14 protein-coding genes are annotated in these 12,306 nt (G+C 47.2%); 2 read left to right on the top strand and 12 right to left on the bottom strand.

What is annotated here, in order from left to right; all coding sequences use genetic code 11:
• The first annotated feature begins 484 nt into the window (after positions 1-484).
• Complete coding sequence (locus GA520_RS04760) at positions 485-769, top strand: integration host factor subunit alpha (RefSeq protein ID WP_163339694.1); 285 nt, start codon at positions 485-487, stop codon at positions 767-769.
• A gap of 163 nt (positions 770-932) precedes the next feature.
• Positions 933-1,898, top strand: a complete 966-nt coding sequence (locus GA520_RS04755; protein ID WP_163339695.1) for a hypothetical protein — start codon at positions 933-935, stop codon at positions 1,896-1,898.
• 9 nt (positions 1,899-1,907) lie between these two features.
• On the opposite strand, the gene ribD is transcribed toward GA520_RS04755, so the two are convergent.
• The 12 genes from ribD to rpmF all read right to left on the bottom strand — a co-directional run bounded on the left by ribD (position 1,908) and on the right by rpmF (position 12,294).
• Positions 1,908-3,017: a bifunctional diaminohydroxyphosphoribosylaminopyrimidine deaminase/5-amino-6-(5-phosphoribosylamino)uracil reductase RibD gene (ribD, locus tag GA520_RS04750; RefSeq protein WP_240910221.1), complete on the bottom strand. Its 1,110-nt coding sequence runs from the start codon at positions 3,015-3,017 to the stop codon at positions 1,908-1,910.
• Positions 3,007-3,477 (bottom strand): transcriptional regulator NrdR, encoded by a 471-nt coding sequence (gene nrdR, locus GA520_RS04745; protein ID WP_163339696.1) that lies wholly within the window; start codon positions 3,475-3,477, stop codon positions 3,007-3,009. The genes ribD and nrdR overlap by 11 nt, the downstream gene beginning before the upstream one ends.
• A gap of 198 nt (positions 3,478-3,675) precedes the next feature.
• The gene (rpiB, locus tag GA520_RS04740; protein WP_163339697.1) at positions 3,676-4,104 is read right to left on the bottom strand and encodes a ribose 5-phosphate isomerase B; all 429 of its coding nucleotides are present in this window, start codon (positions 4,102-4,104) and stop codon (positions 3,676-3,678) included.
• A 27-nt stretch (positions 4,105-4,131) separates the two neighbouring features.
• On the bottom strand, positions 4,132-5,373 hold the full coding sequence (fabF, locus tag GA520_RS04735) for a beta-ketoacyl-ACP synthase II (protein WP_163339698.1): 1,242 nt from the start codon (positions 5,371-5,373) through the stop codon (positions 4,132-4,134).
• Between the two features lie 175 nt (positions 5,374-5,548).
• Positions 5,549-5,779, bottom strand: coding sequence for an acyl carrier protein (acpP, locus tag GA520_RS04730; RefSeq protein ID WP_163339699.1), 231 nt, complete (start codon positions 5,777-5,779; stop codon positions 5,549-5,551).
• Positions 5,780-6,057: 278 nt separating this feature from the next.
• A complete protein-coding gene (gene fabG, locus GA520_RS04725) occupies positions 6,058-6,801 on the bottom strand; it encodes a 3-oxoacyl-[acyl-carrier-protein] reductase (RefSeq protein WP_163339700.1) in 744 nt (247 codons plus the stop codon).
• Positions 6,798-7,991, bottom strand: coding sequence for an electron transfer flavoprotein subunit alpha (locus GA520_RS04720; protein ID WP_163339701.1), 1,194 nt, complete (start codon positions 7,989-7,991; stop codon positions 6,798-6,800). Before GA520_RS04720 ends, fabG begins: the two co-directional genes overlap by 4 nt.
• A gap of 19 nt (positions 7,992-8,010) precedes the next feature.
• Positions 8,011-8,793: an electron transfer flavoprotein subunit beta/FixA family protein gene (locus GA520_RS04715; RefSeq protein WP_163339702.1), complete on the bottom strand. Its 783-nt coding sequence runs from the start codon at positions 8,791-8,793 to the stop codon at positions 8,011-8,013.
• Positions 8,794-8,938: 145 nt separating this feature from the next.
• Entirely contained in the window at positions 8,939-10,090 is a 1,152-nt protein-coding gene (locus GA520_RS04710; protein ID WP_163339703.1) for an acyl-CoA dehydrogenase family protein, read from the bottom strand.
• Between the two features lie 11 nt (positions 10,091-10,101).
• Positions 10,102-11,076: a beta-ketoacyl-ACP synthase III gene (locus tag GA520_RS04705; RefSeq protein WP_163339704.1), complete on the bottom strand. Its 975-nt coding sequence runs from the start codon at positions 11,074-11,076 to the stop codon at positions 10,102-10,104.
• Entirely contained in the window at positions 11,076-12,095 is a 1,020-nt protein-coding gene (plsX, locus tag GA520_RS04700; protein WP_163339705.1) for a phosphate acyltransferase PlsX, read from the bottom strand. Before plsX ends, GA520_RS04705 begins: the two co-directional genes overlap by 1 nt.
• Before the next feature lie 10 nt (positions 12,096-12,105).
• The gene (rpmF, locus tag GA520_RS04695; protein WP_163339706.1) at positions 12,106-12,294 is read right to left on the bottom strand and encodes a 50S ribosomal protein L32; all 189 of its coding nucleotides are present in this window, start codon (positions 12,292-12,294) and stop codon (positions 12,106-12,108) included.
• Positions 12,295-12,306 lie beyond the last annotated feature (12 nt).

Here is a 12,306-nt window from a genome sequence, read left to right as displayed (position 1 = left end):
TTCGATCAACTAGCACCAAGGAGGCTGTCCGACAATAGGAATTTTCGTTCAGATCAAGGCAAACGCGAAAAATTACCGCAGGCATATAGTTAATATTCTGAGGATAATTTTTCGCGTTTAACGAAGATATGGGCGGAAAGTGCATTCTCCGACACGCTTCTAGTAAGAGGTAACTCTAGACAAGGCATGCCTCAGTATGGCGCATGTCTTTTTTTTATTTTATAATTGTTCCCATAGCGTCGTCACTTTTTCTCGTTTTTTCCTTTCTCTTCCCAACAGAAAACAATAGTTCGACTGGAAAATACTATAAACATATTTCTGCTTATCATATCTACCTGCGCCTACTCCACTCCTTTACGCAATAGCTCTCATGATGAAATTCGGGTATTTTATTACTTTTTCACTTTCACAATTTGACTTTCTTCCATGAAAGGATATCATTAAGAAATGTTACACATAATTTCAGTTTCTTAAGGAGGAAAAAATGACTCTCACCAAAGCAGATATCGTTCAGCAAGTATATAAAAATCATGAGGGCCTGACAAAAGCCCAGGCGACGGACTCGGTTGAGGCCTTCCTGAAAATTTCAAAGGGGGCACTAATCGATGGAACAGATCTGCTTCTCAGCGGTTTCGGGAAATTCAACGTAAAAGATAAAAATGCAAGAAGAGGCCGCAATCCACAAACAGGAAGCGAACTTACTCTGGATGCACGTCGGGTTGTAACCTTCAAGCCATCCGGTATACTCAGGGAGAAGATCAACGACTAGTTCAATCCTCCTGGAAAATAACGCCGGAAGACAGTATATTCTAACATCCCAATTTGGTAACCTGTATGGTTAATATTAGACCATACAGGTTATTTTTGTTTAATCGGTTCACGCCATCTCCGTGTCGCATCATTCACCATCAAAAACACTCAGTCAACCAACTATGATTCCGACCAATTACTCCTACAGGGAGATTCCATACGAATTGCTTCAATATCATGCCAATTGGGATCTTCATCCATTTCTTGACAAGGCGGAACCTGTCACCCAAAGTCCAGCCACTATAGCCAAGGTAGGCTTAGTCACCCCGCCGTTGGTACGGGCAGACCAGGAAGGGAATTACAAATTCCTTACCGGGTGGAGAAGCTTCAATTGCCTGAAGGACTGTTCGAGTTCTATCCAATCAACCTTATGGTGCAAGGTCCTGCCTGAGCAAACACCAAAGATATCTGCACTTGCCCATCTTTACCTTAATTACAGCTGCACTCGACCGATTTCCCAAATAGAGTTTGCGCGTTTTATCTCCATCAGCAAAACAAACTTACACTCTATAAAAGAGCTTCTGAAGCTCTTTGAAAGTTTGGGATTAAAGTCCAATAAAACATACCTTGAACGGATTGAAAAACTGTTGCTCCTTGAGCCGGAAATGCAGCGGGCGATGATGGCAGGAACATTAAATGAAAATACTGCTAGAGAATTACTTCGTTTACATGCCAGTGACAGGTTAGATATTTTCAGGCTTTTTATCGATCTCGCACTAGGAGCAGGTAAACAACGACGCCTTCTCTCTCTTATTCGTGATCTTGCAGGCAGGAAAGGTATATCCTTTAGCTCCCTTATTACGGAACCGCAAATCGCCCGGATACTAGACCATCCTGAAATGAATATTCCTCAAAAGAGCCAGGCTTTATTGAGTCATTTGCAAGATCAGCTCACTCCTACCTTGAATACCGCTTCAACTTCATTCAACAAGTGGAAAGATCAGCTTGAACTGCCTGAGAATCTGAGTGTTGATCACAGCCCTAATTTCGAGAAGGATGAAATAACGCTGTCCATTCGGTTTAATGACAGGGAGCAATTTGAAAAATCTCTCCTTTTTACCCAACTACTCGACCTGAGAGACTGTTGAAAGAGTAAATTATGGGTATGAAAGTGCCCCGTGAATGACGATATCTTTGCCCAACTTCTTATATTGTGCATCTTTCAGAAAAGAAGCCTCAGCTTTACCTCTTGCACTGTAACCACTGATCAACGACAGCCCCTCTTCACCCGCAAAAAGCGGCGCTTGAAAAAGGTATGCATAATCAAAAAGCTTCTGTCGCATGAAACTCCCGTGCAATGCAGCACCGCCTTCAATAAGAACCGAACAGATCCCTGCTTTCCCAATCAGCTTCAACATTTCAGGCAAGTCAAGTTCAGTTTCGCTCAGGTGAGAGATTCGAGAGACCTTAACACCTTTTCTTTGAAGTTGATCAATCTTGTTCTCATCAGCATCTTTACTGCAAAAAATCCAGCAATACGCACCTGAAGTGGCAGAAAACACTTTCGCATTGAGTGGAATCCTGAGTTCACGATCAAGAATAACCCGAACCGGATCGCGCCCCTGCCCCTTGGCAAGTCGGGTGGTTAATGAGGGATTATCAATCAGTACAGTGTTACATCCTACCATGATCGAATCGTAACGATTACGTAACCGGTGTACATATTTGCCTGACTCTGTACCGGTAATCCAACCGCTTGTTCCACTTTCATAGTTTAACTTCCCATCAAGAGAAATCCCGGCCTTCATGATCAGGTAAGGGAGCCCGGTAGTAATGTGTTTCAGAAATGGAAGATTAATTGTACGACATTGCGCCTCAAGAACTCCTGAATGGACTTCAATACCATGCTCTTGCAAATAATCAATGCCAGAGCCGTCTACTAACGGGTTGGGATCTCTCATTCCGACAACAACCCGCGAGACTCCGGCTTTGGCAACAGCATGACTGCAGGGTGGTGTTTTCCCAGTATGATTGCATGGCTCAAGGGTCACGTACATCGTTGCCCCTTGTGCTTGAGATCCGGCATCAGCCAAGGCGTGTATCTCCGCATGTGGAGTACCTGCCTTTTTATGGTATCCTCTCCCTACAATTTCATGACCTTTTACCAGCACAGCCCCGACACAGGGATTCGGAGATGTCCTTCCCTCGCCCTTTCGGGCCTGGTTCAAGGCAATTTTCATAAAGTGGGAATCAAACTCATTCCTCATTATCACTCCGTGAATCGAGTAGCAATTTTAACTCTGACATAAACTCATTCACATCCTTGAACTGTCTATACACTGAAGCGAATCTGACGTATGCGACCTCATCGAGACGGGACAGTTCTTCCATTACCCACTCCCCAATCACCTGTGTCTGCACCTCTTTAGATCCCATGTCCTGAAGACGATGCTCCATTTCGTCGACAAATTCATCAATCCTGTCCATACTGACAGGACGTTTCTCGCAAGCCTTCTCCAACCCTGAAACCATTTTGGTCCTGTTCCAAGGTTCTCTTCGCCCGTCTTTTTTCACCAACATCGGCATCATCACCTCCAAACGCTCGTATGTGGTAAACCGCTGATCACAGGCCAGGCATGACCTCCTGCGCCGGGTAATCGTACACTCCTTATTCAACCGGGAATCAATAACCTTATTATCAAGGTGACCACAATATGGACATTTCACGGTACCTGCCTCCTCATTTGTAATTCCATTCCACTTACCTGCTGTTCCCAATAGTTCTAATGAGCACCCTCATTCATCTGGGATATAAGAAACTACAATACCCTATTTCTTCATACTTAAAAGAAAAAAGCCGTCATGCCAACAGGACTGCGGCATAACGGCTTATTGTCTTCGATCAAAAAAGAAGGGGTTTCAGAATCACCTACTATATTTGGCTATTCTGCGTTGATGTCGCCCGCCTTCAAATTCCGTCTCCATCCAAACCCTGACAATCTCTTCAGCAACTCCAAGCCCGGTCACACGTGCCCCGAGACAGAGTACGTTGGCATTGTTGTGTTCCCTGCTCATCCGGGCAGTATATTCATCATGACAAAGTGCAGCACGAATCTCCAGACTCCTGTTTACTGCTATCGACATGCCAATACCTGTACCACAAATCAGTATGCCGCGATCACCATTACCAGCAAGGATTTTTTCACGAACCTTCCCTGCAATGTCTGGGTAGTCCACTGAATCAAGTGAGTAACAGCCAACATCGGTTACCTCGTGTCCTAACTCACTAAGCACCACAATCAGATGTTCCTTTAACTCAAAACCGCCGTGATCCGCCCCTACCACCACATTCATGATGACACTCCGGTCAATTGTACTTTTTTATCCTTCATATCGCTTCATAGCCACAACAGCATTGGTTCCGCCAAAGCCAAATGAATTAGTAAGGGCCACACTAATCTTCATCTCGCGGCCATTGTTCGGCACATAATCAAGATCACATTCCGGACTCGCTTCCTTCAGATTAATAGTAGGAGGCGCAAACTGCTCGTGAATACTGAGAGCAGTAAAAACAGCCTCAATTCCTCCTGCAGCACCGAGCATATGCCCGGTCATGGATTTTGTTGAGCTGATGGCGAGTTTTTCCGCGTGAACACCAAAAACATCTTTAATAGCCTGTGTCTCACACCGGTCATTTAATGGTGTCGATGTTCCATGGGCGTTAATATAATCGATATCTTCCGGTGCCAGACCGCCATCACGCAAAGCCATTTTCATTGCTCTTCTGCCCCCTTCACCATCTTCGGGTGGAGCAGCAATATGATACGCATCACTTGATAAGCCATAACCGGCAATTTCTGCATAGATGGTTGCCCCTCGCTGAATGGCATGTTCTAGCTCTTCGAGCACCAGCATACCGCTTCCTTCCGACATCACAAAACCATCCCTGTCCTTGTCAAAAGGTCTTGAGGCAGAAGCAGGATCATCATTGCGGGTAGATAGCGCTTTCATGGAGCTGAACCCTCCCACTCCCAAGGGACATATAACCGCTTCGGCACCGCCACAAACAACAATATCGCAATTTCCATGCTGAATATTTCTGTATGCTTCACCGACAGCATGGGTTCCCGCAGCACAGGCTGTGGTAAGAGAAAGATTGGGGCCTTTTGAGCCAATCTCCATTGAGATATGCCCAGACGGCATGTTCGGTATAACCATCGGAATGAAAAACGGGGTGATTTTTTTGGGTCCCCGCTCCAGGCACACCTTGTGATATTTCTCGATGGTCGGCAAGCCCCCCATACCACATCCGGTTATAACGCCCACCCGTTCACAATTCTCTTCTGTTACCGAAAAGCCACTATCCTTCACCGCTTCCTGTGCGGCCGCAAGACCATATTGGACGAAGAGGTCTAGGTGTTTAGCTTTTTTGGCCTCAAAGAAATCCTTGGGCTGAAAATCTTTCACTTCAGCGGCAATCTTTACTTGAAAATCGTCCGTATCAAACCTGGTAATATGATCAACACCGCTTACCCCGGAGCAGATATTCTTCCAGGCCTTTTCAACCCCTGTTCCTACGGGCGTAACCAGCCCTACCCCAGTAACGACAACCCTGCGACTCACAATAAGACTCCTGTAGAAAACACACCGCAACACCACTACTGCGGGTTGCGGTTGCTAACCATTAATCTATACACACCTGTCTTAGCGAACAACACCTTTGCCGCAAGCAAGAACCATCTTAAACAGACGGTTCTTCAGTTACGTACAATCATGGGTGTTGACCAACAGGTGTGTTCTACTTCAGCTTCTGAACGTAATCGATAGCGTCCTGAACTGTGCTGATTTTCTCCGCATCTTCATCAGGAATCTCGATATCGAAACCTTCTTCCATTGCCATAATCAGTTCAACAAGGTCGAGAGAGTCTGCACCGAGGTCATCGACGAAAGAAGCGTTGGGAACAACTTTGTCTTTTTCTACACTCAGCTGCTCAACGATGATATCGATCATTTCCTGTTCAATAGCCATAATAAAATCTCCTTAATTGTATTTTCCTCAACACCAGCTCAGTGGTGCTACCTGAGGTTCATTATTTACTTAAACAACATCTTCCAAAAACTTTTTCCAATCGTCCCCACCCATGTGTTGTCACCCCATGCGAAATGAGCCGATTGAAATGAACGTCTGCCATACTCATTGGTTTAAAGGTAAATTCACTTAGCACGTTACCTATAAATTCATGAAAATGACGTAATGTCCAAGAGAAATACAAGATAGAACTATTTACCACAAAATAATTCTGAAAACTACATATACATGCCACCATTAACATGCAAGGTCTGACCAGTGATATACCGGGCATCATCCGAAACCAGATACGCCACAGCAGCAGCGACATCTTCCGGGGTCCCAAGTGACGCCATCGGGATCTCACTCAAAATCTTTTCCTGGGCAGCATCTGCCATGGACTCTGTCATCTCAGTCACGATATAACCCGGGGCTACGCAATTGATCGTAATATTCCGACTGGCATATTCCCGCGCCATCGACTTAGTCAGACCGGTCAAGCCAGCCTTTGCCGATGCGTAATTAACCTGACCACTATTCCCAGAAAAACCAATAACTGAGGAGATGTTGACGATTCGTCCCCATTTCTTTTTCATCATCGGTTTAGAGACTCCTTTTGAGCAAAGAAAAGCACCTTTCAAATTGGTATTAATCACATCATCCCAATCGCTCTCCTTCATCCTCGCCATCAGCCCGTCTCTGGTGATTCCGGCATTGTTGACCAGTATATCGATAGAACCGGCTTCGGAAACCACCTTTTTCATGGCTTCCTGCACCTGCTCTGCGTCACCGATGTCAAACTGAATAAGCTCTGCTTTACCACCATCTTGCTCAATTATCTTTTTGGTCTCTTCCGCAGCATCCGGTCGACTCACATAATTAATATAGACCATAGCCCCCATGGAGGCCAGGCGAAGACTTATAGCCCTACCAATTCCACGGCTTCCACCGGTCACAACGGCAATTTTTCCTGTCAGCATCATTCTCCTCGCTTTTGCTCAATTTTACGAATCAATTTCGGCAGGATTTCATTAATATCTCCAACGAGTCCATAATCAGCGACATCAAATATCGGTGCATTCTGATCACGGTTAATAGCCACAATCATCTCCGATGACTGCATACCGGCAACATGTTGCACTGCCCCTGATATACCACAGGCTATATATAATTTGGGTGCCACTGTCTTTCCTGTCTGCCCAACCTGGTGCGGGTACGGAATCCAGCCAGCATCAACTACAGCTCGCGAAGCGGATACATTACCGTCCATTACATCTGCCAGTTGACTGATGAGTTCAAAACCTTTTTCACTCTCCAGCCCCCTTCCTCCTGAAATCAGTATATCAGACTCCTGGATATTGACGTTCGTCTCCTCGGATACAACCGACTCAACGACCTCTATTTTCGTATCCAGCCATTTGGACAATATCTCTACATCAACTATTTCACCAATTCGAGTATCATCAAAGTCCAATGCCTTCATAACTTTTGGACGGACCGTCGCCATCTGCGGACGATGAGACGGACAGACAATCGTTGCCATGATATTACCACCGAAAGCGGGTCGCGTCTGTAGCAAGGCCCCGTCTTCCTGCCGTAGTTCAAGTGCAGTACAGTCAGCAGTCAAGCCCGCATTGAGCGTAATTGCAACTGCAGGAACAAAGGATCGACCAATAGCCGTAGCACCGGCAAGAACGATCTCTGGCTTGTTTTCCTTAATCAGGTCAGTCAGGATAGCACTGTAGGATTCTTCAGAAAAGAAGGTCAGATCCTCGTGATCAACCCTGAAAACAACATCCGCCCCGTGTCCAATCAACTGCTTAGCAACATCACCAGTACCACCACCTATGAGGACTGCAGCAACCTGCAAGCCTTTGGTATCTGCAAGTTTTCTTCCTATACCAAGAAGTTCCAGGGAAACAGGTGCCAAGGCACCACGCCTGAACTCACAATACACCATGACCCCTTGCCAATCAGTGAGGTCTGCCTGTTCTGAGATCGCTGCCAATTTAATAGACAGTGCCTCGACTTCACAATTATCAACACAGGCACCGCACAGGTTACAGCTCTCACCGATAACCGGCAGAGCATCTATCATTTCTATTGCAGCAAACGGGCAACTGTCTTCACAGACTCCGCAGCCGATACACAACTCTTCATTTAATTTCAACATAGCTGTTACTCCGGAAGTCCTATTGCAGGTAAGGTGTCAATTTCTCAACAAGTTGATCAATCTGCTCATCAAGTGTTCCTGTCAGAAGTGATCTCTCACCACGGGCCTCCGGCGGGAAGACCCTGGCTACCTGAGTCGGGGAACCTGGAAGGCCGATGCAAGAGGCATCCGCACCGATATCGTCCGCGTTCAGCACCTTCATCTCTGCCTTTTTGGCCTTCATCTTTCCCTTCAGGGACGGTACTCTAGGCTCATTAATATCTTTGACGACAGTCAGGACCACTGGAAACGGAGTGCGGACCACGTCATATCCATCGTCCATCATCCGCTCTACAAGTAAGCCCTGCTCGTTACACTCCCGAATTTTTTGTACACAGGTCACAAAAGGTATACCAAGACGAGTGGCTACACCTGGACCGACCTGGGCTGTATCTCCATCGATAGCCTGTTTCCCGCAGAGGACAACGTCGGCGCCGCCAATTGATGCAATTGCTTTTTCAAGCGTATAGGATGTTGCCCAGGTATCTGCTCCGGCAAAAGAGCGATCAGAAACAAGGACACCTTGATCTGCACCACAGGAAATCGCCAATCGCAATATAGCTTCGGCCTGAGGTGGCCCCATGGTGATGACAGTAACCTCTCCCCCATGTGCCTCCCTTAGACGTACCCCCTCTTCAAGGGCATGCTGGTCGTATGGGTTCATGATTGATTCGACCCCTTCACGGGCTAGGGTATTGGTCTCTGGGTCAAGTCGTACTTCTTTTGCATCGGGTACCTGTTTAATACATACAACTATCTTCATAACGGGTCCTGCTGTATAGAGATGGGGAAAATCATTTCCCCATCTATTTATATCGTATGGAATTGTGTACTTTTTCCTGACACCACCATGAGTAATCAGCTAAAAAAAATACAAGATTATATAGAGACTGCAAAGGATACGCCTATTATTTAGCGTACTCTTTGTTCAGCTCCTGCCCAACCACATTTCGCTGAATCTGGTTAGTGCCTTCATAGATCTGCAGGATCTTTGCGTCACGCATCATTTTCTCTGTTGGATACTCTGACATATAACCGTAGCCGGCCAGCACCTGAACTGCATCGGTGGTGACCTTCATTGCGTTATCAGTTGCAAAGATTTTGCTCATCGAAGAGACCTTGGACATGTCCTTCGGGTGGGCATCGATATGTTTGGCAGCCTGGTATACCAGTGCCCGTGAAGCTTCCGTGCCAATAGCCATATCGGCAAGCATATGTTGCACGGCCTGAAAGGCCATGATCGGTTTTCCGAACTGGACACGTTGCTTGGCGTACCTGGCGGCGACATCAAGGGCTCCCTGGGCAAGCCCAACACCGAGTGCGGCAATACCCGGACGAGAAGAGTCCAGAGTCTTCATGACCGTAATAAACCCAGTTCCCTGTCTGCCAATCAGCCGTTCTTTAGGGATACGGCAATCCTTGAAAATAAGTTCAGTGGTCGATGAGGCGCGAATACCCATCTTCTTTTCCTTCGGCCCACAGCTAAAGCCAGGATCTCCCTCTTCAACTACAAACATTGAAGCTCCACGCGGCCCCTTGGACCGATCGGTAATAGCCACAACGGTATAGATCTGTGCTTCACCACCATTGGTGATCCACTGCTTGGTTCCGTTCAAGACCCATTCATCACCATCCAGCACTGCAGTCGTCTGGATACCTGAAGCGTCCGAACCTGCATTAGCCTCGGTCAGACCGAATGCGGCAAATTTTTCACCACTGGCAACCGATGGCAAATATTTTTCCTTCATCTCCTGTGAGCCGGAGATCAATATCGGATAGATGCCAAGAGAACTGGCCGCAAAAGCTGTTCCAACCCCGATACATCCACGCCCGAGTTGCTCAAGGGCGAGCACAATGTCAAAACAACCGCCACCGAAACCACCGAATTCCTCAGGAATAGGCACACCAAAAAGATCAGCCTGTGCCATTTCATTGAGGATATCACGCGGGAACTCATGCTTTTCATCAAGCTCAGCACGATTTGGTATGATACGTTCTTCAGTGATCTGTCGGGCAATGTCGACGATCATCTGCTGCTCTTCACTTAAAAAATAGTCCATGACTGTCCTCCCTACCACTTGATCAAACCAGCCCCCCAGGTGAAACCTCCACCAAAAGAGCATAACAGTAAGTAATCATCTTTTTTAATGCGTCCCTGACGATTCGCCTCGTCGAGCGCAATCGGTATCGATGCTGCCGAAGTATTCCCATATTCGGTCACATTGATAAATACCTTCTCATCCGGTAACTCAAGTCTCTCCTTGAGCTTATTGAGAATACGGATATTCGCCTGATGGGGAATGACGAGCTGAATATCTTCCATCCCAAGGTCCATCCTCTCAAGTAATCCGCGAACAGCATCACTCATGGCACGTACGGCATGTTTGAACACCTCCCGTCCTTCCATGACGATGTGGGCACCGTCATTGTCAGGGACCATAAGATCCTTGTTCAGACTCTGAGGTGAATGCATATAGAGAAGATTCCAGAGACCTCCGTCTGAATAGAGGTCCGCACCGAGAAAACCACGCTTACGTTCGTCGTAACCGACAACCGCAGCACCGGCACCATCGCCAAACAGGATACAGGTATTGCGATCCTGCCAGTTCACCCTGGTGGAAAGCGTTTCTGCCCCGATGACGAGTATTTTCTTGTTGTGATCCGCCTGTATATATTTATCGGCAAGATCCAGGCTATATAAAAAGCCTGAACAGGCTGCATTAAGATCATAAGCAAACGCCTTATGCGCTCCTATTTCTTTTTGGACAAAACAGGCGGAGGAAGGCATCAGCATATGAGAACTGATGGTGCCGACAACGATGAGATCAAGCTCATCGGCGGTCACACCTGCCATATCAAGGGCCTTTTGAGCAGCCCATGCAGATAACTTATACGTATATTCATCCCCTGAACCAATACGTCGGGCATGAATACCTGTTCGAGAGCGAATCCACTCATCGTTTGTTTCAACGACCTTTTCCAGGTCGCTATTGGTAACCACCTTCTTCGGCAGGCATGACCCTGTACCGAGGATTACTGTACCCATTACACCTCCACTTGCCGTTCCACGCTCTCGGTAGCAATTGTTTTCACAATCTCACTGTTCACCTTTTTTTGAACCATGGTTGCTGCTCCGAGAATTCCGTTTTTTATGGCAGTTGCGTCCGATTTCCCATGGCAGACGACTCCCGTCCCATTTACTCCGAGAAGAGGGGCTCCACCATACTCCGAATAATCAACGCGTTTTTTAAAGGCCCTGAAGGCGGGTTTGGCCAGAAAAAAACCTATTTTTGCAGCAAGTGACTTTACAATTTCGTCGCGCAGCATTTTCATCGCTGCTTCAACGAGCCCCTCACTGATTTTAAGACAGATGTTGCCGACAAAGCCGTCACAGACAATAACATCCACATCACCCTTATATACGTCCCTTCCCTCGACATTACCGATAAAGTTCAACGAACTTTGCTCAAGCATGGCATATGTCTCTTTTACAAGGCTGTTCCCCTTACCGGTTTCCTCACCGATGGTCAGCAGACCGATACGGGGCTTTACCACCTCATGGCTCCGGGAATAGGCGGAAGCCATAATGGCAAACTGAAACAAATGAAGCGGCCGACAGTCCACATTGGCGCCAATGTCCATCAGCACCACCGGTTTTTTTACCGTAGGGAATATGGACGCGATACCCGGACGGGCAACACCTTTCAATCGTCCAAGCCGGCGCACAGCCGCTGCGAGTGTCGCACCTGAATTTCCGGCACTAACAACAGCATCAGCATCCCCTCGACGCACCATGTCAAAAGCGACCATGATTGACGAATCTTTTTTCTTGCGGATGGCATCGACCGGATTATCGGACATCTCCACCACCTGGGAGGAGTGCACAATATGGATTCGTGAACCTACCCCTGATTCTGGAGCGGCTTTTTTGAAATGAGAGTGCAGGAGTTTTTCATCCCCTACAAGGCTGACAGTAAGGTCAGCCTCCTTAGCGGCGAGCAGTGCCCCGGCAATCAATCCCTCCGGCCCATGGTCTCCGCCCATGGCGTCCAGGGCTATATGCACAATGACGCTCCTACTCTATGTCTGTATCAAGACTAAAGACGGTTCTCCCCTTATAGGTACCGCAGCTACCACACAGACGATGTGGCTCTTTTGGTTCTCCACAGTTGGAACAGGTTGAGATACCGGGAGCTTTCAATGCGTCATGAGATCGACGCTTGCGAGTTCTGGAATATGAATGTCTTCTTTTCGGCAGAGCCATGATTTCCTCCAA

The sequence above is a fragment of the Desulfopila sp. IMCC35008 genome (assembly GCF_010646885.2).
In the GTDB taxonomy this organism is placed as follows: Bacteria; Desulfobacterota; Desulfobulbia; order Desulfobulbales; family Desulfocapsaceae; genus Desulfopila.
This window is presented reverse-complemented; position numbering and strand designations above follow the sequence as displayed.